Origin of the sequence: Stenotrophomonas sp. MMGLT7, from assembly GCF_021168555.1 — a bacterium.
GTDB lineage: Bacteria > Pseudomonadota > Gammaproteobacteria > Xanthomonadales > Xanthomonadaceae > MMGLT7.
The window spans coordinates 175,246-198,177 of sequence record NZ_JAJOZS010000005.1; the positions used below are offsets into that span (position 1 = coordinate 175,246).

Consider the following 22,932-nt stretch of genomic DNA (forward strand, 5'->3'; position numbering starts at 1 on the left):
CTGCCGATCCCGCCACGGCCTGCGCCGGCCGGTTGCGCGGCAGGGCTTCGGACTCTCGTTAGAAATCCACAAGGAATGCCATGCCGGGCCACCTTCGCCTGCCGATGCCGTACGCACTGCTGCTGATCGTCCTGCTTGGCATCCCCGCCGCCGCCACCGCGGCACCGGATGCGCAGGCGCCACGGCTGCTGTTCAAGGTGTCCGCCGACGCCGACGCCGACGCCGGCTTCGCCGCCGACGTGGCCGGCGGCGATGCGCTGCCCAACTTCCGCGACAAGGTGCGGCGGGTGCCCACCGGGGTGAAGGGCGACGCCATCGAGTGGGCCGACGACGGCGTGCTGGCGTGGAACGCGCCGGGCAACGTGTACGCCCAGCGCGGCACGCTGGCGTTCTTCTGGCGCTCGCGCTACCCGGTCGGCGAGGCGCCGTTCGTGATCTTCCGCGTCGGCTACGCCGACCACAGCAGCTGGGACATGGCCTGGCTGCGCATCGACTGGAACGGCCACGGCTTCGATGCCTTCGTCACCGACGCCAACCTGGCGCGCACGCGGGTGTCGTTCCGGCTCGACGCGCCGCCGGCCGCCAGCGACTGGACCCACCTCGCCTTCGCCTGGGACGAGACCCGCGGCGTGCGGCTGTACGTCGACGGCCGCGAGGTGGCGCGCGAGGACTGCGCGCGGGCCTGCCGCGACGGCGGCTCGCTGGACTTCGATGCGGCGCTGGACCAGTTCGGCCTGGCCGGGCGGGTGATGTCGCCGCACCAGGTGCAGAGCCGCTACAACTTCCTGCGCGGCAGCGACTTCGACGAGATCCGCATCTACGACCGCATGCTCGACGCGGCCAGCGTCGCCGCGCTGGCACGGCTCGCCGAGCCGCGCGGTGCCGAGCCGGCAAGCGCGGACGATGCGCACGCCGCCTGGCTGCATCGCCACGGCTGGGACCGTGGCCGCGCGCCGCCGCCGCTGGAGGCGCCGGTCACGCGCATCCGCAAGGTCGAGTTCGCCGATGCCCGCGACCTGAAGCAATGGATGTGGAAGGCCACCGACGGCATCGCCGAGACCACCTGGCCCGGCGTCTACAACCGCTCGCGCCTGCCCGGCCGCAACGACTACTTCCAGCTGCCGGACTGGAACGTCTACGTCGAGGGCGGCAAGGCGCTGGAACTGACGCTGCCGGACGAGCCGTTCAACCGCATCGAGATCCGCGGCGCGGCATTCGGCCAGGCCAGCTGGCGCGGCGGCGACGGCACGGCGCAGCCGCTGTTCTCGCGGGCGCAGGGCACGCTGCGCAGCGTCGACCAGTTCGAGCGTCGCCGCGGCGGCACGCTGCGCTTCGCCAACACCGAGCAGGAGACCCCGATCCAGGAAATCTGGGCCTACGACGTCGATGCCGGCGCCGAGCCGGAAGGCAGCGCCAAGCTCGCCTACAGCGTGCGCAGCGACACCGCGCCCGACTACGACAACCTGGCGCCGCTGCGCGACTACATCGACGGCCGCTACCCGCCCGGCGAGCGCGATACCGTGGTGGCGCTGCCGGCGCGCGCACCGGCGCGCATGCGCACGCTCGCCGCGCCTGCGGCCGACCACCAGCCGGTCGTGCACGTGCTGGTGCCGTCCGGGCTCGGCGATCCGCCGCCGGACCAGCCGCTGATGCGCAGCTGGGCCTATGGTTGGGAGCACATGCACGACGGCCTGGACGGCATCGCCCTGGACCTGCCGGCGCTGGATCTGCCGGCCACCCACGCCGGCACGATCCCGCTCAGTATTCGCGTCAAGGACCCGATCTGGCCAGCGCGCGACATGCTCGACGTGTCGGTCGCGGTGCGGCCGGGGCAGGCGCGCACGCTCTGGCTGGACCTGCGCGACCGCATCCTCACCGGCGACGGCCTGATGCTGTCCATCGCCGCCGCCGCGCCCGGCTTCGATGCGCGCGCGCTGGACGGCATGAACCTGCGGCTGGTGTTCAAGCCGCGCGAGCAGGCCAGGGCCGAGCACCTCGCCGACCGCTTCAACCAGGTCAAGGACAACTGGGGCTTCCTGGTCGAGGAGCACACCAGCTCCAAGCGCCAGCGGCTGTACCGGCGGCTCGATGCCGACATCGGCGACCTGCTGCGGGTGGACCCGGAGCACGCGCCGGGCCGCGCCTACTGGAACGACATCGTCTACGGCAACCAGCCCCCGCCGCCGGTGCAGCTGCCCGAGCCGCCGGCGGGCGTGCCCGGCTGGGCGTTCTGGCAGCTGGAGAACCTCAAGGCCACGCGCCGCTACATCCACTGGTGGATCGACCAGCGCCAGGTGGACTACGGCGACTTCGGCGGCGGCATCTCCGACGACTCGGACCTGCTGCAGCAATGGCCGGGCGTGGCGCTGATGGGCGTGGACCCGGACCGGCTCAACGCCTCGCTGACCGCCCTGTCGGACGCGGCCTACCGCAACGGCATGTTCAGCGGCGGGCTGTCCACCATCGAGACCGACGAGCTGCACGCCTACGAGGAAGGCATCAACCTCGACAGCGCCATGCTCTACCTCAACTGGGGCGACCCGCTCACCGTCGAGCGGCTGATGGCGACGGTGCGTGCGTTCGACGCCGTCATCCAGCCCAACCCGCAGGGCCACCTGCTGTTCTCCAGCAACTGGTTCGGCGGGCGCAAGGTCTACCGCGAGCCGAACTGGCAGTGGCAGAAGCCGTACTCGTTCCCGATCCTGCACCCGGCGCTGCTGCTGGGCGGCTACAACGCCGACCCGCGCAGCCGCCGCATCGTCACCGGCCTGGCCGACGGCTACCTGGCCCACGCGTACACCGACGCGCAGGGGCGCTGGGCGCTACCCAACGAGATCAACTGGAAGACCGGCGAAACCCGTGGCGGCGAGCTGTGGCAGGGCAGCGGCGGTGCCGACACCCTGCACACGTTCTGGGCGGCGTGGCGCTGGAGCGGCGATGCGCGCTACCTGCGGGTGTTCGACTACCGCGTCGCCGACAGCGGGCCCAACGGCCTGTCCAACCTCAACGAGAACGTTCTGGACCTGCTGGGCCGGCGCGAGGACTGGGGCGCACGGCTGGCCCGGTCGGCCGATGCCGGGGCGACGGATTTCCCGCAATACGTGGCCTGGGAGAACAGCGGCGACCCGCGCTGGCTGGAGGCGCTGTACCGCGAGGAGACACGGCAGAAGCTGCGCGACGCCTACCTGATGACCGAGGGCCACTGGTGGACCGATCGCGTCGAGTCGACCACGGTGAACCTGCAGCGCGCGCGCCTGGGCGGGGTGGCGCTCAAGCGCAACCAGACCTGGCCGGGCCACACCGTGAGCTGGCGCTTCGCCGATCCGGAGGCCGCCGTGCAGGTCGCGCTGGCGCTGCCGCGGCCGCAGTCGCAGCGCTTCACCGTCATCGCCTACAACGCCAGCGGCAGGCCGCAGCGCGCCGCCATGACCGGCTGGAACGTCGATGCCGGACAGTGGCGCATGGTCTCGGGCATCGACCGCGACGGCGACGGCCGCATCGACGGCCAGGCCGCCACCCGCGACTTCGCGTTCGAGAAGAGCGCATCGGTGGATGTCGAGTTCCCCTCGGGCAGCACCGTGGTGATGCAGTTCGAACGGCTCGCCGCCGCCGCGGTCCCGGTCGAGCAGCGGCCCGACCTCGGCATCGGCCGCGGCGACGTGCGCATCGCCGGCGATGCGCTCCAGGTCACCGTGCACAGCCTCGGCCACGCCGACGCCCCGCCCGGCATGGTGGTGCTGGAGGATGCGCGCGGCCGCGAGCTGGCCCGCGCCGGCTTCCCCGCGCTGCCGGCGCCCCGCGACCTGCAGCCGAAGACGGCCCGGGTCAGCCTGCCGCTGCCACCGGGCTTCGACCGTACCGGTGCGCGGCTGCGGCTGCAAACCGACGGCGACGTGCCCGAGGTGACGCGGCTCAACAACGCGATGGCGGTGCCGTGACCGCGTGAACCCGGCCCCTCGGGACCGGCTCCGGGCGCGGCACTCGACCGGTCACGCGACGATCGCCAGCAGCGCCGTGGTGGTCGCCGGCACGCCCACGGCTCCCCGACCCGCGCGCCCGCCGCGGGTCGCCCATCGATGCGATCCGGTGTGCGGCGGTCGTCGCGGCCATCCCGTTCCCGACGAGCTGGCCGGGACGGGTAGGGGCCTGGACCTGGACCTCGGTCGATGCCCGCAGGCCGCCGGCGGCGCTGGATGCTTGTTGTAAAATGCGCATCATTCGCATTTAATGCCGGGTCGATAGGTGCCGGCGTGATCCGCTGTGGCGATGAGCCGCCCGGGTCATGCGGCGCCTTTTCGGCTTGTGGCCGCACGCGGCCGATTCCCACCCTCTGCAGGCACCCCAAATGCATTCCACGTGCTCCGCCCACCCGCGATCCGCCAGCGCCTTCAAGATCCCTTCGGCCGTACCCGCACGTGGCAACCTGCGGCTGGCGATCTGCCTGGCCTTGGCCTGCTCGTCGGGCTCGGCGCTCGCCGCAGCCGATGAGGCATCGACCAGCGCGCAGGCCGGCGGCGACAGCGCCACCGACCTGGACACGGTGCTGGTGGTCGCCCAGCGCGCCGAGCGCGTCAGCAACGGCGCCCTCAACCTCGACCTGGCCATCAAGGACACCCCGCAGTCGATCAGCGTGGTGACCCGGGAGCAGATGCAGCAGTTCGGCACCGACAGCGTCAACGAGGCGCTGCGCCTGGCCACCGGCATCCAGGTCGAGGAGTGGGAAACCAACCGCACTACCTTCACCTCGCGCGGCTTCGATATCGAGAACACCCAGATAGACGGCATCGGCCTGCCCAACGACTGGGGCATCGTCACCGGCGCGCAGGACACCTTCGGCTACGAGAAGCTTGAGGTGATCCGCGGCGCCAACGGCCTGCTGACCGGGGTGGGCAACGCCGCCGGCACGATCAACTACGTGCGCAAGCGTCCGACCAACGAGGAACAGGGCGCGGTCGGTGTCAGCTACGGCTCGTGGGGCACCACCCGCGTGGAGGCGGACTACTCCACGCCGTTCACCGCCGACGGCACCTGGGCCGGGCGCATCGTCGCCGCGCACGAGGACGGCGATTCCTGGCTGCGCGGCAAGCAGGACAAGCGCGACTTTCTCTACGGCGTGATCGATGGCCAGGTCGGCGAGAACGGCACCCTGGCGGTCGGCTATTCCTGGCAGAAGGGCAGGACCGACGGCCCCATGTGGGGCGCGCTGACGTTCATGAACAGCGACGGCAGCCAGGCCGAATGGGGTCGCAGCGCCTCCACCACCCAGGACTGGACCTACTGGAACACCACCACCCAGACCGCGTTCGCCGAGTATACCCACCGGCTCGGGGCCGATTGGCAGCTCAAGCTGTCCTACAACTATCGCAATGTCCGCGACGACGACAAGCTGTTCTACGGCACCGACCTGCTCGGTACCGGCCTGGAGCCGGGCACCGGCCTGGGCCTGTACGGCTATCCGTGGGCGGGTAAGGACAAGATGGCCGCCCACCTGGGCGCGGCCACGCTCGATGGCCATTTCGAGCTGTTCGGCCGCGAGCAGGAAGTGATGTTCGGGGTCAGCTGGGCCAAGAGCCAGTACACGGGCCGGGAGTATGCCAATGCGGTGTATCCGAGCGACGATCCGCTTGGCTATGGCTACATCACCATGCCTGGGTTCCCGTATGCCGGCGATTTCGTCGCCGAGCCGGACTGGGGCGACCTCTCCGTCTACAGCACCTTGAACCAGCGGTTGAAGCGTGCGTTCGGCGCCACCCGGCTTGAGTTGACCGACCGGCTCAAAGCCGTTGTGGGCTTCAACTATGCCGAGTATCACCGCGATGGCGTCAACTACGGCGTGGCCTTCAGCCAGACCGAAAGCAAGACCAGTCCCTACGGTGGCCTGACCTTCGATTTCAGCAACCATGTTCTGGGCTACGTCAGCTATTCGGACATCTACCAGCCACAGAGCCAGTCGGACGCCGACGGACGTTACCTCGACGCGACCAAGGGCAAGAACTACGAGGCCGGCATCAAGGCCGACTGGCTGGACAAGCGCCTGCTGACCACGCTGGCCGTGTTCAAGGCCAGGCAGGATGGCCTGGCCACTCTTGCCAACGGCCTCAACTCCGAAGGCCAGACCTATTACACCGGCGTCGATGTCCAATCCAAGGGCGTCGAATTCGAGGCTACCGGCAAGGTCAGCGACAACCTTGACCTGGTGTTCGGTTATACGGCCCTCAAGTTGACCGGCGAGGACGGCGACGACACCTACCGGTGGGTGCCACGCCGCACTGCCAACCTGTTGCTCAGCGCACGGCTGCCGGGCTACACCGCGCTGTCCTACGGCATCGGCGGACGCTGGCAAAGCGAAGTATCGAATGTGGAAACCAGCGGCTATGCCGTGCGCCAGGGCAGCTACGCGGTGCTCAACGCGTTCGCCGCCTGGGACTTCCTGCCCAACGCCACGGTACGGCTCAACGTCAACAATCTCACCGACGAGAAATACATCAACACCCTGCGCTACAGCGGCTACTACGGCGCGCCGCGCAACTACACGCTGAGCCTGAACTGGCGGTTCTGAGCGGCCGCCCCGACCCGCGCAGGCACACGGCATCGATGTCCGCCGGTGGCCGCAACCGGCCGGTCGCCCGGATCCCCGCGCGGCATGCATCGTGACCGCCTCCGTGGTCGGCTGCCTGTCGCTCTGCTAGATTGCGCCCCTTGCCGGGCACAGCCGCCGCCATGCCCTCCATCGTCCGATCGTGGAGAGTGCTGCTTGAGCAGGGTTGGCCCATTGCCGCGGGTTGTCGATCGCCGGGCGCTGACGGGCGGCGGCGGTCATTGGCCGCCGTCCGCTGCCGTGCCCGCACCCGCCGCGACCGCGTGCGGAGCGGCGCCATGACCGTGCTCTACCTGGCCTTGGCGCTGGCCTCGGCGCTCGGTTTCTACCTGGCCAGCGCGCACCAGCGATTGGTCCCGCGATGGCGCGCGCATGCGCGTGGATTGCGCCTGCTGGCATGGGCGCTGGCGCTGCTGGCGACGATCGCCGCCGTCGCCGCGCTCGGCGTCTGGGCCGGGGTGTTCTCCGCGCTGACGATGTTCATGCTGGGGGCGGTGGCGCTGCCGTACCTGGATGCCTGGCGGTGCCTGCGCCTGGAGCGTGGCGATGTGGGGTAAGTCGCTGGCGGCCGCATTGCTCGGCCTGCCGCTGGCCACCCTGCTGGTGGGCCTGGCGGCGCTGCTGTGGCCGGGGTCGCTGCAGGTGAACGCGCTGCCCTGGCTGTTGATGCTGTTCCCGGTATGGATCGGGGTGATGGCGGTGGCGTTCGCGTTCGCCAGCGGCCTGCGCGCGTGGTTGTGGCTGGGGGGCGCCACCGCGCTGTGCTTTGCGCTGCTGCAGGCGGCAAAGGCGCTGGGCTGGACGGAGCTGGCGCCATGAAGGCGGCGACCTTGCGCAGCTTCCTGGCGGTGCACAGCTGGGTCGGGCTGATCGCCGGCATGGCGCTGTTCATCGCCTTCTACGCCGGGGCCATCACCGTGTTCAGCCACCAGCTCAACGACTGGCCGCGGCCGGCGGCGGGCACGGCGAGCGCGCCCGAGGATCCGGTGCCGGCGGCGCAGGCGCTGATGGACGCGGTGCTGGCGCAGCATCCACGCGCGGCCGAGTCGTTCTTCCTGGTACTGGCCGGCGAGCATGGCCCGGTGCCGCGGTTGTACTGGTACGAGCAGACGCCGCAAGGGGACTTCGGCCACCTGTTCGAGCCGGGTGCCGACGGCGCGCCGCGCGAGCTGCCGTGGCGCAACGGCTTCGTCGATTTCCTCTACGACCTGCACTTCACCGCCGGCCTGCCGCGCACCTTCGGCACCTACCTGTTCGGCGTGGTCAGCATCCTCTACGGACTGGCGCTGGTCAGCGGCGTGGTGATCTACGCGCCGGTATTGCTCAAGGACCTGTTCGCATTGCGGCCGGGCAGGAACGTCAAGCGGCTGTGGCAGGACGCGCACAACGCGATCGGCATGCTGTCGCTGCCGTTCCACGTGGTCTTCGCCTGGTCGGGCGCGGTGCTGTGCCTGGGCCTGTTGCTGCTGTCGCCATTCCAGTACCTGGTGTTCGGCGAGCGGCTGATGCCGCTGCTGCAGGTCGACTTCGAGCTGACCCCGCACGTGGAGGCGGCCGCCGTGCCCGCGCAGATGCTGCCGGTGGCCGAACTGCTGGCGCGCGCACGCGCGGCCAGCCCGGGGCTGCGGCCCGACAGCCTGTCCTACCACGACGCCGGCGACGCCAATGCCCGCGCCGAGGTCTACGGCAGCAACGACCAGCGCCGGCTCAACACCCTGGGCGGGGTGGCGCTGGAGGCGGCCACCGGCAAGGTGCTGCGGGTGATGGAGCCGCACACGATGTCGCCGGGCGTGGCCTCGCTGCGCGGGCTGCAGGCGCTGCATTTCGGCAACTTCGGCCATGCGCCGGTGCAGTGGCTGTATTTCCTGCTGGGCCTGGCCGGTGCGTTCCTGTTCTACAGCGGCAACCTGCTGTGGGTGGAGGCGCGGCGCAAGCGCCGCCAGCCCGGCCAGCCCGTGCGCACCCAGGTGATGGCGCGGCTCACCGTGGGGGTGTGCCTGGGCTGCATCGCCGGCGTGTCGGCGCTGTTCGTCGCCGCGCGCCTGCTGCCGCCGGGGCAGGAGAAATACGTCTACTACGCGGTGTTCCTGGCCAGCGTGCTGTGGGCACTGCTGCGGCCCACCGCCCGCGGCGCCTGCGAGCTGCTGCTGGCCTGCGCGCTGCTGACCGCGCTGGTTCCGCTGGTCTCGCTGCATGGCGGAGGCGGGCTTGCGGTGCCCTGGCGCAGCGGCACGGTGCTGATGGTGGATCTGTTCGCGCTGCTGCTGGCATGGAGCTACTGGAGCATGGCCCGCGCCACCGCGCGCCGCGCCCGCGACGGCGATCCGAACAGCGTGTGGGCGTTGCCGCGGAAATGAGGGGCAACGGCCTCGATGCCTCGTTAGCCTGTACGTTACGACGTCGCTCTCTCCCCTCAGCGGGGCTGGAGGGGACACCGTCGCCGTGGCTGGGCTTTCCTGTTCCCGGTTTCCCATGCACCGAACGACCCGCAGGAGCGCAAGACCGCAGGACCGTAGGAGCGACTTCAGTCGCGATGGAGCTTTACCGGTAGAGCCCCATCGCGACTGAAGTCGCTCCTACGGCGCGGCGGCCGCTGCGGCTCCTGCGTGCACCCGGCCCGTGGTTTCGACGGATGCGAGCCAGCGAGGGTGCGACTTTGTAATATCGACCGGATCACCCCCCTCGCAAGGATCTCCCGTGCCCGAGCGCTCAGTGCTGCGACCGCTAGTCCTCAGTGTTGCCCTGTCCGCCGCCCTGCTGGCCGGCTGCGAGCGTCCGGCCCCGGCCGAGGCGCCGTCGCAGGCCGCGGCCACGGCGCCGGCGCGGTCGGTCGGCGAGTTCTTCGCCGAGTTCACCGATACCTGGATGCGCCGGCAGCCGTCGGCCTCGACCGCCAGCCGCTATTTCGACGGCGAGCAGCAGGCGCAGCTGGATCGCCAGCTGACGCCGCTGACCGCGGCGTTCGAGCGCGACACCGTGGCGCTGGCGCGGCAGGGTCTGGACAGGCTCGCCGGCTTCGACCGCGCGGCGATGAGCGACACCGAGCGCGTGTCGGCCGAGCTGATGCAATGGCAGCTGCAGGCGATCGTCGATGGCGAGAAGTACCTCGACCACGACTTCCCGCTGCAGCAGATGAACGGCGCCAACGTGCAGCTGCCCAACCTGATGACGGTGGTGCATCCGCTGGGCAGCGCGCAGGACGCGGACAACTACATTGCGCGGCTGGGGCAGTTCCAGGCGCGCATGGGCGAGGCGGTGCAGCGCGCGCAGGACAATGCCGCCAAGGGGATCGTGCCGCCGCGTTTCATCCTCGACGAGACCATCGCCCAGATGCGCCAGTTCGTGGCGCCGCCGGCGCAGCTCAACCCGCTGGTGACCACGCTGGACGACAAGCTGCAGTCCGTGCAGGGCGTCGATGCGGCGCAGCGCAAGGCCCTGGTCGAGCAGGCCAGCGCGATCGTGGCCGGGCAGGTGTACCCGGCCTGGCAGCAGGCCATCGCCGCGCTGGAGGCGCAGCGCGGCCAGGCCGGCGACGATGCCGGCGCCTGGCGCCTGCCGGACGGCGAGGCGTACTACCGCTACCAGCTGCACCGCTACACCTCCACCGACCTGGACGCGCAGCAGATCCACGCCATCGGCCTGCGCGAGGTGGCGCGCATCGAGGGCGAGATGGACCGCATCCTGACCTCGATCGGCCGCAGCGAGGGCAGCGTGCGCGAGCGCATCGCCCGGCTGGAGAAGGACCTGGCCTACCCGGACGACGACGCCGGCCGCAGCGCGATCATGGCCGACATCGACGGCATCCTCGCCGACGCGAAGACGCGCTCGGCGGCACTGTTCGACATCGTCCCGAAGACCGAGGTGATCGCGCGCCCCTACCCGGAGTTCCGCTGGAACAGCGCCGCGGCCAGCTACACCGCGCCGCCGCTGGACGGCTCGCGCCCGGGCGTGTTCCAGATGCCGCTGCGGCCCGAGCGGCTGACCCGCTTCGGCCTGCGCACGCTGACCTACCACGAGACCGTACCGGGCCATCACTTCCAGATCGCGCTGTCGGTGGAGAACAAGGAGCTGCCCAGGTTCCGCCAGACCCGCGCGCTGGGCGGCATCTCCGCCTTCAGCGAGGGCTGGGCGCTGTACGCCGAGCGCCTGGCGGCCGAGAACGGCTGGTACGACGGCGATCCGCAGGGCCTGCTCGGCCAGCTCGACGCCGAGCTGTTCCGCGCGCGCCGGCTGGTGGTCGATACCGGCCTGCACGCGATGAAGTGGACGCGCCAGCAGGCGATCGACTACGGCATCGAGCGCTCGGAGGTGGACCGCTACGTGGTGTTCCCCGGCCAGGCCACCTCCTACAAGATCGGCCAGATGGAGATCATCCGCCTGCGCGACAAGGCGCGCGCCGCGCTCGGCGAGCGCTTCGATCCGCGCCAGTTCCACGACCGCGTGCTGCTCACCGGCACCGTGCCGCTGCCGCTGCTCGAGCGCGAGGTCGATGCGTATGTCGCCGAGGCCGCGCCGCAGTGAGGCGTGGCCGGCAGCGGAGCGGGAACCGGCCGTCGTTGCACGCATCGGCGTGCCTTCGCTCCAGCGCTCACAACGTCCCGCGCTGCACGAACGGCGCCTGCGCATAGAGCCGCCGCTCGCCGCCGCGCGGGTCGTCGGCCAGCCGGCAGGGCCGGTCGAACAGCATCGTCTGCCGCCGTGGCAGCGAGTACGGCTCCCAGCGCGGCAGCCCGGCGTGGCCGGGATCGCCGTGGCGGGCGAAGGCGATCAGGGCATCGCCCATCGCCGCCGCCACCGACCTGGCATCGGCGCCGTCGCCGCTGCGCGCGCCGGGCCGGCCGGTGGTGCCGAACACCAGCGGGATGTCCAGGGTGTGGAAGGCGCGCAGGCGTTCGCCGTCGCCGCCGCGCGTGTACCAGTCGAGCTGGTAGGCCCAGGTCGGTGCGCCCTGGCGCGCGCGCGCCTGCAGTTCCTCCACCGCGCCGCGCCACGAGCGCCCGGCGGTGGTGGCGGCGAAGAACACCTCCGACGGCGTGTAGTGCGGGTACAGCCGGCGGTACTCGGCGACCACCGTCGCCGGGTCGATGTCCACGTACTGCTGCGCCTGCAGCCGTTGCGGCAGCGCCGCCCAGTCCAGCGCGAAGTTGCGCGGGTCGTGGCCGAGGAAGGCGCGGGTCTCGTCGCGGGTGTTGCCGATCACCATCGGGATGCGCGCCGACTGCGGCGGCGCATCCGGCCAGAACGGATGCCGCGGCAGCACCTGCGCATCGACCACCGGGCCCAGGTACAGCGCGGTGTCCTCCGCGGTGGACGGGTCGCGCACCGCCAGCGCTTCGACCAGCGCCTGCGCCGGCAGGCCGCGCAGGCGTGCCACGGCATCGTCGCGCAGGCCCAGCGCGTCGAGGAAGATCCGCGCCCGCCCGCTGGCCGCGCGTGGGCCGGCGGCGGTGACCTGCTGCCCGCTCATGGTCCAGGCGCGGTGGAACAGACCGCGGGCGGCCGGCATCGCCATCAGCGTGGCGATCTTGGCGCCGCCGCCGGACTGCCCGAACACGGTGACGTTGCCGGGATCGCCGCCGAACTCGCCGGCGTGCTCGCGTACCCACTGCAGCGCCTGCACCAGGTCGAGCTGGCCGACGTTGCCCGACTGCGCCAGCTCCGGGCCGCCGAACTCGTGCAGGAACAGGTAGCCGAAGGCATTGAGGCGGTGGTTGACGGTGACCACCACCACGTCGCCGCGGCGGCACAGCTGGCCGCCGTCGTACAGCGCGTCGCTGCCCGAGCCGGTGCTGTAGGCGCCGCCGTGCAGGTAGACCAGGACCGGCCGCCGGGCGCCGTCGCGCAGGCCCGGCGTCCACACGTTGAGGTACAGGCAGTCCTCGCTGCCGGGACCGTCGCCGCCGGCCTGCGGCGCGGCGGGGCCGTAGGCGTCGGCGGCGCGCACGCCGTGCCAGGCCGGCTCCGGCAGCGCCGGCATGAAGCGCCGCGGCGCGGTGTCGGCGCCGTAGGGCACGCCGCGGAACACGTGCACCGCGTCCTCGACGGTGCCGGCGATGCGCCCGCTGCGGGTGCGCGCCAGGCTGGAGCGGGTCGCCCGCGCGGCGGCGGCGGCGGGCGCCAGCGGCGCCAGCAGCAGGCCGGCGCCGGCGCCGAGGCCGCGCGCCAGCCAGCGCCGCCGCTGTGCATCGGCCGCCGCCGGCGGGTCATCGGGTGCGGGCCTAGCGTCCATCGTCGTCGTCCTCCACGTCGTCTTTCGGCACGTCGCCTTCCAGTGCGGCCATCCACTGCAGCGCCAGCCGTGGCCAGGCAGCGAGCGGGCCGTGGGCGTCGCGGGTGCCGAAGCCATGGCCGCCGTGCGCGAACACGTGCATCTGCGCCGGCACGCCGGCGCGGCGCAGGGCGGCGTGGAAGAGCAGGCTGTTCTCCACCGGCACCGCGGCGTCGTCCTGGGCATGCAGCAGGAAGGTCGGCGGGGTATGCGCATCGACGTGCCGCTGCGGCGAGTGCCGCGCCACCTGCGCGGCGGTGGGCCGGGCACCGAGCAGGCGCTGGCGCGAACTGGGATGCGCCAGCGGCGGGTCCATCGCGATCACCGGGTAGAGCAGCAGCACGAAGTCCGGGCGCGCCGGCAGCCGGTCGGCCGCGTCGACGGGCGCGTACGTGGCCCGCTCCGGCGAGGTGGCCAGGCTCGCCGCGAGGTGGCCGCCGGCGGAGAAGCCCATCGCCCCGATCCGGCCGGGGTCGATGCCCCATTGCCGGCCGTGCGCGCGCAGCAGCCGCATCGCGCGCTGGGCATCGGCCAGCGGCAGGTCGGCGTCTCGCGGCCGGCCGTCGGGCAGGCGGTAGCGCAGCACGAACAGGGTGTAGCCGCCGCGTTCGGCGAAGGCCGGCACCAGTGCGCTGCCCTCCTTGTCCAGCACCACGCGGCGGTAGCCGCCGCCGGGAATGACCAGCAGCGCGCGGCCGTTGGGGCGGGGTGGGCGGTAGACCACCAGGTAGGGATCGGCGACCGGATCGATGTAGCGGTCCGGCTGCGCCGGGTCGTCGCTGCGCTCGACGATGCGCCCGCCGGGAGCCGTGCGGTCCGCGCCGCGGTGCGGCCACAGCCACAGGCGCGACTGCGCCTCCTGCGCGGTTTCCGTGGACGGGTGCTGGGCCTGGACGGGGAGCGCCAGCGGCAGCCACAGGCAGGCGACGAGGCGCAGGCGGTAGATGGTGCGCCTGCGGCCGCGGATGGCCGTCGCGGCGCCGGCCATCCGTTCGCACGGCCGGCGGGGACCGCGATGGCCGGGGCTGTCGCAGGCATCTTCCGCACTGTCCTGTTTCCGCATCCTCATCTCCATCCCTCGTCTCTCGTATCCGCTGTTCGCTGCGCGGGAGCCGGCACCGATTGCGGCAGGAAGCCTTGCGGGCATCCCCTGCGCCCACGGTCCCCGGTGGTCCGAAGGCATGGCGTTCGCCGAGCCGCGTGCCTTGCGGGCGACCCTGCCCACCTACCGCGGGCAGGAAAGACGCGATCACCGGGAGGCCGATGGCTTTTGCCGCACTGCACATTGCACGATGACACCGGTTTCCCATATACCTCCCGGCAGGCCGCGCTGTCGATGGGCGGCGCAGCAATCCCCCACCGGACAGGGAGTCAACTTCTTGAGCAAGCACCCAGCGTCTGCGCAGGACCCCGCCCTGGCGGCCATCGCCGCCAGCTTCGTGCAGGCGCGGCTGCAGGGGCGTGCGCTGGCCGGTTTCCCTGGGCAGGCGCCGGCCGGCCTGGTCGGCGCCTACAGCGTGCAGGACCTGGCCATCGCGCAGTGGCCCGACCGCATCGTCGGCTGGAAGGTCGGCTACATCGCCGAGGGCCGGCGCGAGGCCTCCGGCGACGACCGCCTGCTCGGGCCGATCTTCGCGCGCAGCCTGCAGCCGGCCGCGGACGTGGTCGACATCGAGGTGTTCGCCGGCGGCTTCGGCGCGGTGGAGGCCGAGTACGTGCTGCAGCTCGAAGGCGACGCGCCGGCCGGCAAGGACGATTGGACGCCGGCGCAGGTGGAGGACTTCCCGGCGCGGCTGTTCATCGGCGCCGAGGTCGCCAGCAGTCCGCTGGCCACGATCAATGCGCTGGGCCCGTGCGTGGTGGTGTCGGACTTCGGCAACAACAACGGCCTGGTGCTCGGCGCCGAGATCGCCGACTGGAAGCGCATTCCCGAACCCGAGCTGGTCGCCCGTACCTGGATCGGCGAGCGCCTGGCCGGCAGCGGCGGGGCGGCCACGCTGCCCGGCGGGCTGCGCGCGGCGCTGGCGTTCGCGCTCAACCGTTCGGCGCGGCGCGGGCGCCCGCTGCAGGCCGGCACGCTGGTCGCCACCGGCAATGCCACCGGTATCCACGACATCGCGCCGGGCGAGGACAGCCGCGTCGAATTCGACGGCCACGGCGCATTGCGGCTGCGGGCGGTGGCGGCGCGCCCGCATCCGCGCGCGGAGGGAGGGCACGCATGATCAGCCGCCGTCGCCTGCTGGCCGGCAGCCTCGGCGCCGCCTGCGCCGCGCCGCTGGCCGGCTGCGGTGCCGACCCTGCGCCGGCGGTCGCCGGCGCGCGGCTGCTCACCGCCTCGGACGTGCACGTGTCGGACTATCCCACCGTGGAGGCGGTGCGCTGGATCGGGCGCATGCTCGAACGCGAGACCGGCGGCCGGCTGTCGCTGCGGCTGTACCACTCCGGCCAGCTGGGGCGCGAGTCGGAGGCCATCGACATGGTCCGCTTCGGTGCCATCGACATCACCCGGGTGTATTCCGGAGCGCTCAACAACGCCTTCCCGCTGACCCGCGCGCTGTGCCTGCCGTACGTGTTCGACTCGGTCGCGCACATGCGCCGCGCGCTCGACGGCGGCGTCGCCGACGACGTGCTGCGCGGCTTCGAGGCCCGCGGCCTGGTGGGGCTGGCGATCTACGACTCGGGCGCGCGCTGCTTCTACAACACCCGCCATCCGGTGCACGAGCCGCGCGACCTGCATGGACTCAAGCTGCGCGTGGCCTCCTCGGACATCTTCATCGAGCTGGTGCGGCTGCTCGGCGCCAACCCGACGCCGATGTCGCTGGGCGACACCTTCTCCGGCATGGAGACGCACATGATCGACGGCGCCGAGAACAACCTGCGCAGCTTCCATTCCAGCCGCCACTTCGAGGCCGCGCACTATTGGTCCGGCAGCGAGCATTCCTATGCGCCGGACGTGCTGCTGGTGTCGCGGCGCACGTTCGAGTCGCTGCGCGCGGACGACCGCCGGCTGCTGGTGGACGCCGCGCGCGCCTCGGTGGCGGTGATGCGGCGGCTGTGGGACGCCTCCGAGGACGTCGCCCGCCGCGCGGTGCTCGACTACGGGGTGAAGTTCAACGAGGTGGACATGGCCGCCTTCCGCGCCGCCGCCGAACCGCTGCGCCGCCGCTACCTGGCGCAGCCGGAGCTGGACGCGCTGTACCGCCGCATCCGCCGATTCGCCTGACCTGCACGGACCTTCCGCGATGCCAGACACGCCTCATGCCCCGCCTCCACCCACCGGTCTGCCGCGCCTGATCGATGCGCTGGCGCGCCTGTCCGTCGGCATCGCCGCCGTCTCGCTGCTGGGGCTGGTGGCGGTGCAGGGCTGGCAGGTGTTCGCGCGCTACGTGCTCAACGATTCGCCCAGCTGGACCGAGCCGGTCACGGTGCTGCTGCTGAGCATCGCCATGAGCCTGGGCGCGGCGGCCGGCGTGCACGGCAACCGCCACTTCGGCTTCTACCTGCTGCACGACCACCTGCATCCGCACGTGCGGCGCGCGGTGGACGTGCTGGTGCCGCTGGTGGTGGCCGGCATCGGCGCGGTGCTGGCCGGCTGGGGCGCGGTGCTGCTGGCCGACGGTTTCGCCATCCACGCCGCCGGCGCGGCGCTGCCGCAGAGCATCAACTACCTGCCGCTGTCGCTGGGCGGCGCGCTGATGGTGCTGTTCGCGCTCGAGCGCGCGGTGGCGGCGTTGCGCCGTCCGGCCGGGGAGGCGGGCTGATGGCCATCGCCCTGCTGTTCGGCGTGTTCGCGCTGCTGCTGCTGATCGGCGTGCCGGTGGCCTTCGCGCTGGCAGCGGCCGCGCTGGCCACGCTGCTGTACCTGGACCTGCCCTCGGTGGTGCTGGTGCAGCAGATGTCCGCCGGCGCCGGCTCGGCGTCGCTGATCGCCATCCCGCTGTTCATCTTCGCCGGCGAGATCATGATGCGCGGCGGCATCTCCGAGCGCCTGATCGCGCTGGCGTCGTCGCTGGTCGGGCGCATGCGCGGCGGCCTGGGGCAGGTGAGCGTGCTGTCCTCGCTGTTCTTCGGCGGTGTGTCCGGCTCGGCCATCGCCGACGTCTCGGCGGTCGGCGGCACCATGATCCCGCAGATGGTCAAGCGCGGCTACGACCGCGACTTCGCCGTCAACGTCAGCATCACCGCGGCGCTGGTGGCGCTGCTGGTGCCGCCCTCGCACAACCTGATCCTGTTCTCGGCCGCGGCCGGCGGCGGGCTGTCGATCGCCGACCTGTTCGCCGCCGGCATCGTCCCGGCGCTGCTGATGACGCTGGCGCTGATGGTCACCGGCTACGTGGTGGCGCGCCGCCGCGGCTACGGCGTGGAGGCGTTCCCCGGCTGGCGCGCGGTGCTGCGCCGGCTGGTGGCCGCGCTGCCGGGGCTGGGGCTGGTGGCGCTGATCTTCGTCGGCATCCGCGCCGGCGTGTTCACCGCGGTGGAGAGCGCGGCCATCGCCGTGGTGTACGCGCTGCTGGTCACCATCGTGCTGTACCGGCAGCTGCGCTGGAGCGAGTTCCGCCAGACCGTCACCCATGCCGCGCGCACCACCGGGGTGATCCTGTTCGTGATCGCCGCGGCGGCGGTGTTCGGCTGGCTGCTGGCCTACCTGCAGGTGCCGACCGCGGCGGTGGAACTGCTGCAGTCGTTCGCGCACAGCAAGTACATGGTGCTGCTGATGATCGTGGTGATGCTGCTGCTGCTGGGCACCTTCATGGACCTGGCGCCGATGATCCTGATCTGCACGCCGATCTTCCTGCCGGTGGCGCGCGCCTACGGCATCGACCCGGTCCACTTCGGCCTGGTGCTGGTGCTGACCGGCGGCCTGGGCCTGGTCACCCCGCCGGTGGGCTCGGTGCTGTTCATCGGCACCGCCATCGGCAAGATCAGCGTCGGCCAGAGCATGCGCAGCATCTGGCCGTTCTGGCTGGCCGGGCTGGGCGTGCTGCTGGTGATCGCCTTCTTCCCCGACCTGTCGCTGTGGCTGCCGCGGCTGCTGCGCAGCTAGCGGCGGCGATGCCGACGTGTTGCAAATGCCCGAGGACACCGTGATGCGCAGATGGATCCCGTGCCTGCTGCTCGCCGTGCTGGCCGGCGCCGGCGCCCACGGCGCCGACTGGAAGCGCGGCATCGAACACCAGCGCATCGCCGACCGCGGCGACGGCACCTACCTCAACCCGGTGCTGGCCGGCGACCATCCCGATCCGTCGGTGCTGCGCGTGGGCCGGGACTACTACCTCACCCTGTCCTCGTTCGACGCCTATCCCGGGCTGCCGCTGTGGCACTCGCGCGACCTGGTGAACTGGCAGCCCATCGGCCATGCCATCGACACCAATGTCGGCGCGATCTGGGCGCCGGACCTGGTGCGCCACGACGGCCGCTACTACATCTACTTCCCGGCCCGCACCGGCCAGCGCCGCAGCAACTACGTGGTCTGGGCCGACGCCATCGAAGGACCCTGGAGCGAGCCGGTGGACCTGGGGCTGGAGGGCTACATCGATCCCGGCCACGCGGTCGGCGAGGACGGCAAGCGCTACCTGTTCCTCAGCGGCGGCGACTACGTGCAGCTCAGCGACGACGGCCTGCGCGTGGCCGGCCAGCCGCGGCACGTCTACGACGGCTGGCGCTACCCGCAGGACTGGGACGTGGAGGCCTACGCCCAGGAAGGGCCCAAGATCGCCTTCCGCGACGGCTGGTACTACATGGTCACCGCGGTCGGCGGCACCGCCGGCCCGCCGACCGGGCACATGGTGATCGCCGCGCGCTCGCGCTCGATCCACGGGCCGTGGCAGAACGCGCCCGGCAATCCCATCGTGCGCACCGCCAGCCGCGACGAGCCGTGGTGGTCGCGCGGCCACGCTACCCTGGTGGAGGACATCGCCGGGCGCTGGTGGATGCTCTACCACGGCTACGAGAACGGCTACTGGACGCTGGGCCGGCAGGCGCTGCTGGAGCCGGTCGAGTGGACGCCCGATGGCTGGTTCGCCGCCGCCGGCGGCGACCTCGGCGCGCCGCTGCCCAAGCCTGCCGGCGAGGCGGTGCCGCACGGGCTGACGCTGTCGGACGACTTCCGCGGCGGCCGCCTCGGCCCGCAGTGGGCGTTCCACGACCCGGCGCCCGGCGAGGCGCGGCGGCTGGCGTTCGGCGACGGGGTGATGAGCATGCAGGGCAAGGGCCGTACGCCGCGCGACAGCTCGCCGCTGACGGTGATCGCCACCGACCCGGCCTACCGGTTCGAGGTCGAGATGGAGATCGAGCCCGGCGCCCAGGGCGGCGTGCTGCTGTTCTACAGCGAGCGCCTGTATGCCGGCGTCGGCAGCAACGGCGAGCAGTTCGTCATGCACCGCTACGGCGAGGAGCGCCCGGCCGCACTGGCGCCCAGCCGCACGGGCGGGCGGCTGTGGATGCGGGTCAGCAACGACCGCCACATACTCACCGTGCACACCAGCAGCGACGGCGAGACCTGGGAGAAGTACCCGGTGCAGATGGAGGTCTCCGGCTACCACCACAACGTCGCCGGCCGCTTCCTCGCGCTCAGGCCGGCGCTGTACGCCGCCGGCGACGGCCGCGTGCACTTCCGCCGCTTCCGCTACCAGGCGCTGGATTGACGATGCTACCGGTAGAATCGCGGCATCCCATCGGTTCCACGACATGCCCGCCCGCAAGAAACCCGAAGCCGCGTCCGTGGCCGGCCTGAAGGGCCGCACGGCGACCATCAACGACATCGCGCGCCTGTCGGGCGTGTCGAAGAAGACCGTCTCGCGGATCATCAACCACTCGCCGCTGGTGCGCCAGGACACCCGCGAGAAGGTCGAGGCGCTGATGCGCGAGGTCGGCTACACGCCCGACCCGATGGCGCGCGGGCTGGCGTTCCGCCGCTCGTTCCTGATCGGCATGGTCTACGACAATCCCACCGCGCAGTACGTGGTGGACATGCAGTACGGCGCGCTGGACGCGCTGCGCGGCTCCGGCTTCGAGCTGGTGGTGCACCCGTGCGACAGCCGCAGCCCCGGCTACATCGAGGGCGTGCGCCGCTTCGTGCAGCAGCAGAAGCTGCACGGGGTGATCCTGGTGCCGCGCGCCTCCGAGGACCAGGCGCTGGCCGACATGCTGGCCGGCATCGGCTGCCGCTACACCCGCATCGCCGCGGTGGCGCTGGACGCCACCTCGCAGATGGTGATCACCCACGACCGCGAGGGCGCGGCCGAGGCCGCCGACTACCTGCTCTCGCTCGGCCACCGCGACATCGCCCTGATCACCGGCCCGTCGGCCTACCGCTCCAGCCACGAGCGCACCGGCGGCATCGTCGACGCGCTGCGCCAGCGCGGGCTGGAGCTGGCGCCCGAGCGCATCGTCGAGGCCGGCTACACCTTCGAGTCCGGCGTGGCCGCGGCCGAGAAGCTGCTGGCCGGCCCGTCGCCGCGGCCCAGCGCCATCTTCACCGGCAACGACGAGATGGCCGCCGGCGTCTACCGCGTGGCCATGCGCCTGGGCATCGCCATCCCGCGGCAGCTGTCGGTGATCGGCTACGACGACAGCCCGCTGGCCTCGCGGCTGTGGCCGCCGCTGACCTCGGTGCGGCGGCAGACCCGCGACACCGGCCGCACCGCCGCGGCGATGCTGATCCAGCCCGACAGCGCGCAGGTGCTGGCGGTGGCCAGCGTGCGCCCGCACCTGATCGTGCGCGATTCCTGCCAGCCGCCGGAAAGCTGAGCGGGCGGGCGTGTCCCTGGCTGAGCCGGGCCGCGGGCGTTCTTCGGGGTCAGGCGCGCCCATCGGGAACGAATCTCGCCCCGGGTCCGGCCTTCGTGGTTCGCCTTTGCTGTAGCCCCTGATAGGGAGCCTCGCCAGGAGCAGGCGCCACGCCCCACGTAGAGCCGAGCCTGCTCGGCTCTACGTGGAGCAGGATGCATCGGAGAACGAGAGCCGATGTCGGACGGTTAACCGACGGTCCTGCCTGGCTCGGGGACAACCCTTGGCCAATCGCAAGATGCTTGCCCGGACTGCCCGGACTGCCCGGACTGCCCGGACTGCCCGGGCTGCGCGGCTGCGCGGGGCTGCGACCTGCAACCTGCAAGCACCTCGAAGATGTCGAAAGGGACCGGGGCCAAGAGGGCGCTCGACGGGTCCGCTCCGTGCCCACCACCTTGCAGCGCAAAATGACACCGGTTTCCAATGCCGGCTAGAATCCCCCGGACCCTGCGGGCCGCGCAGCCGCCCCCGCCCCTGGAGAGGCCCATGTCCCTGTATTGCAAGACCCACTACGCCACCCACCCCGACGCCATCAAGGGCGCTGGCAACGACCAGCTGCGCGAGCTGTACCTGCTCGACGGCCTGTTCGCCGACGATGCGATCACGCTCAAGTACACCCACTACGAGCGCTTCGTGATCGGCGGCGCCGCGCCGGTGTCCGCGCCGCTGGCGCTGCCGCGGCAGACCGAGCCGGCCTCGGCCGCCGGCCACCCGTTCCTCGAGCGGCGCGAGCTGGGGGTGATCAACGTCGGCGCCGGCACCGGCACGGTGACCGTGGACGGCACCGCCTACACGCTGGCGCCCAAGGACGGCCTGTACGTGCCGATGGGCAGCGAGGAGGTGGTGTTCGCCTCCGCCGATGCCGCCAGCCCGGCGAAGTTCTACCTCGCCTCGACGCCGGCGCACGCGCGCTTCGAGACCCGGCAGATCTCGATCAGGGACGCGGTGCCGCTGGAGCGCGGCGCGCTGGAGACCAGCAACGAGCGCACCATCTACCAGTACATCGTGCCGGCCACCTGCCCGTCCTCGCAGCTGCTGCTGGGGCTGACCATCCTCAAGCCCGGCAGCGTGTGGAACACCATGCCGCCGCACCTGCACGACCGCCGCAGCGAGGTCTACTTCTACTTCGACCTGGGCGAGGACGACCGCGTCTACCACTTCATGGGCGAGCCGCAGGCGCAGCGCCACATCGTCGTGCGCAACGACGAGGCGGTGGTGTCGCCGCCGTGGTCGATCCACATGGGCGCCGGCACCTCAAACTACGCCTTCATCTGGGCGATGGGCGGGGAAAACCTGGACTACACCGACATGCACGTACTGGACATCTGCCAGCTCAAGTAGCGCCCGGCGGGCCCGGCCGCGCGGCGCGGCAGGCGCCGCCCGCGCAGCCGCATGCACCGCATTCCGCGAGGGGATCCAATGACGCAAAATCCGTTCAGCCTCGAAGGCAAGGTCGCGCTGGTCACCGGCGGCAACGTCGGCCTGGGCCAGGGCATCGCGCTGGCGCTGGCGCAGGCCGGCGCGGACATCGCCGCCGCCGGCATCAACCCGCCCACCGAGACGCGCGCCCGGGTCGAGGCGCTGGGCCGGCGCTTCCTCGCCATCGGCGCCGACCTGTCCAGCATCGAGCCGGTGCCGCGCATCCTCGACGAGACCCTGGCCGGCCTCGGCCGGCTCGACATCCTGGTCAACAACGCCGGGCTGATCCGCCGCGCCGACGCGGTGGACTTCAGCGAGAAGGACTGGGACGAGGTGATCGACGTCAACCTCAAGTCGGCGTTCTTCCTGTCGCAGGCGGCGGGGCGCCACTTCATCGCCCAGGGCCGCGGCAAGATCGTCAATGTCGCCTCGATGCTGTCGTTCCAGGGCGGCATCCGGGTGCCGTCCTACACCGCCAGCAAGTCAGGACTGGCCGGCATCACCCGCCTGCTGGCCAACGAGTGGGCGGCCCGCGGCATCAACGTCAACGCCATCGCGCCGGGCTACATGGCCACCGACAACACCGCCCAGCTGCGCGCCGACGAGGACCGCAACAAGGCGATCCTGGACCGTATCCCCGCCGCGCGCTGGGGCACCCCGGCCGACCTCGGCGGCGCGGCGGTATTCCTGGCCAGCGCGGCCTCGGACTACGTCAACGGCGCGATCCTGCCGGTGGACGGCGGCTGGCTGGCGCGCTGACGGCCGCTCCTCTCTCCCCTGCGGTGATGGTGGCAGCCAAGGCCGGCACGCCCGCGTGCGATTGCCCGCAGGCAGGCGCCGGTACTCTTGCCGATCGCTG

The 22,932-nt window shown here is 71.9% G+C and carries 16 protein-coding genes; 14 read left to right on the top strand and 2 right to left on the bottom strand.

Annotation, left to right across the window (positions count from 1 at the left end):
* Positions 1–80 precede the first annotated feature (80 nt).
* The 6 genes from LRX76_RS08930 to LRX76_RS08955 all read left to right on the top strand — a co-directional run bounded on the left by LRX76_RS08930 (position 81) and on the right by LRX76_RS08955 (position 11,119).
* Positions 81–3,938 carry a LamG domain-containing protein gene (locus LRX76_RS08930; RefSeq protein WP_231804226.1) on the top strand — a complete coding sequence of 1,286 codons (3,858 nt, stop codon included), beginning with the start codon at positions 81–83 and terminating at the stop codon, positions 3,936–3,938.
* A gap of 509 nt (positions 3,939–4,447) precedes the next feature.
* Entirely contained in the window at positions 4,448–6,559 is a 2,112-nt protein-coding gene (locus tag LRX76_RS08935) for a TonB-dependent siderophore receptor (protein WP_231804228.1), read from the top strand.
* A gap of 317 nt (positions 6,560–6,876) precedes the next feature.
* The gene (locus LRX76_RS08940) at positions 6,877–7,155 is read left to right on the top strand and encodes a hypothetical protein (RefSeq protein ID WP_231804230.1); all 279 of its coding nucleotides are present in this window, start codon (positions 6,877–6,879) and stop codon (positions 7,153–7,155) included.
* Complete coding sequence (locus LRX76_RS08945; protein ID WP_231804232.1) at positions 7,145–7,417, top strand: hypothetical protein; 273 nt, start codon at positions 7,145–7,147, stop codon at positions 7,415–7,417. The genes LRX76_RS08940 and LRX76_RS08945 overlap by 11 nt, the downstream gene beginning before the upstream one ends.
* The gene (locus tag LRX76_RS08950) at positions 7,414–8,955 is read left to right on the top strand and encodes a PepSY-associated TM helix domain-containing protein (RefSeq protein WP_231804234.1); all 1,542 of its coding nucleotides are present in this window, start codon (positions 7,414–7,416) and stop codon (positions 8,953–8,955) included. Before LRX76_RS08945 ends, LRX76_RS08950 begins: the two co-directional genes overlap by 4 nt.
* A gap of 340 nt (positions 8,956–9,295) precedes the next feature.
* A complete protein-coding gene (locus LRX76_RS08955) occupies positions 9,296–11,119 on the top strand; it encodes a DUF885 domain-containing protein (protein WP_231804236.1) in 1,824 nt (607 codons plus the stop codon).
* A 67-nt stretch (positions 11,120–11,186) separates the two neighbouring features.
* On the opposite strand, the gene LRX76_RS08960 is transcribed toward LRX76_RS08955, so the two are convergent.
* Together LRX76_RS08960 and LRX76_RS08965 are read right to left on the bottom strand one after the other, a co-directional pair.
* Complete coding sequence (locus LRX76_RS08960; protein WP_231804238.1) at positions 11,187–12,827, bottom strand: carboxylesterase/lipase family protein; 1,641 nt, start codon at positions 12,825–12,827, stop codon at positions 11,187–11,189.
* Entirely contained in the window at positions 12,817–13,929 is a 1,113-nt protein-coding gene (locus LRX76_RS08965; RefSeq protein WP_231804240.1) for an alpha/beta hydrolase, read from the bottom strand. The genes LRX76_RS08960 and LRX76_RS08965 overlap by 11 nt, the downstream gene beginning before the upstream one ends.
* A gap of 316 nt (positions 13,930–14,245) precedes the next feature.
* Here LRX76_RS08965 and LRX76_RS08970 point away from each other — a divergent pair, with 316 nt between their 5' ends.
* The 8 genes from LRX76_RS08970 to kduD all read left to right on the top strand — a co-directional run bounded on the left by LRX76_RS08970 (position 14,246) and on the right by kduD (position 22,832).
* A complete protein-coding gene (locus LRX76_RS08970; protein WP_231804242.1) occupies positions 14,246–15,088 on the top strand; it encodes a 2-keto-4-pentenoate hydratase in 843 nt (280 codons plus the stop codon).
* On the top strand, positions 15,085–16,089 hold the full coding sequence (locus LRX76_RS08975) for a TRAP transporter substrate-binding protein (RefSeq protein ID WP_231804244.1): 1,005 nt from the start codon (positions 15,085–15,087) through the stop codon (positions 16,087–16,089). Before LRX76_RS08970 ends, LRX76_RS08975 begins: the two co-directional genes overlap by 4 nt.
* Before the next feature lie 19 nt (positions 16,090–16,108).
* On the top strand, positions 16,109–16,627 hold the full coding sequence (locus LRX76_RS08980) for a TRAP transporter small permease (protein ID WP_231804246.1): 519 nt from the start codon (positions 16,109–16,111) through the stop codon (positions 16,625–16,627).
* On the top strand, positions 16,627–17,910 hold the full coding sequence (locus tag LRX76_RS08985) for a TRAP transporter large permease (RefSeq protein WP_231804248.1): 1,284 nt from the start codon (positions 16,627–16,629) through the stop codon (positions 17,908–17,910). Before LRX76_RS08980 ends, LRX76_RS08985 begins: the two co-directional genes overlap by 1 nt.
* 43 nt (positions 17,911–17,953) lie before the next feature.
* Complete coding sequence (locus tag LRX76_RS08990; RefSeq protein WP_231804250.1) at positions 17,954–19,510, top strand: family 43 glycosylhydrolase; 1,557 nt, start codon at positions 17,954–17,956, stop codon at positions 19,508–19,510.
* 43 nt (positions 19,511–19,553) lie between these two features.
* A complete protein-coding gene (locus tag LRX76_RS08995) occupies positions 19,554–20,615 on the top strand; it encodes a LacI family DNA-binding transcriptional regulator (protein ID WP_231804252.1) in 1,062 nt (353 codons plus the stop codon).
* 525 nt (positions 20,616–21,140) lie between these two features.
* Entirely contained in the window at positions 21,141–21,995 is an 855-nt protein-coding gene (gene kduI, locus LRX76_RS09000) for a 5-dehydro-4-deoxy-D-glucuronate isomerase (protein ID WP_231804254.1), read from the top strand.
* Positions 21,996–22,073: 78 nt separating this feature from the next.
* Complete coding sequence (gene kduD / locus LRX76_RS09005) at positions 22,074–22,832, top strand: 2-dehydro-3-deoxy-D-gluconate 5-dehydrogenase KduD (RefSeq protein ID WP_231804256.1); 759 nt, start codon at positions 22,074–22,076, stop codon at positions 22,830–22,832.
* The last annotated feature ends 100 nt before the right edge of the window (positions 22,833–22,932 follow it).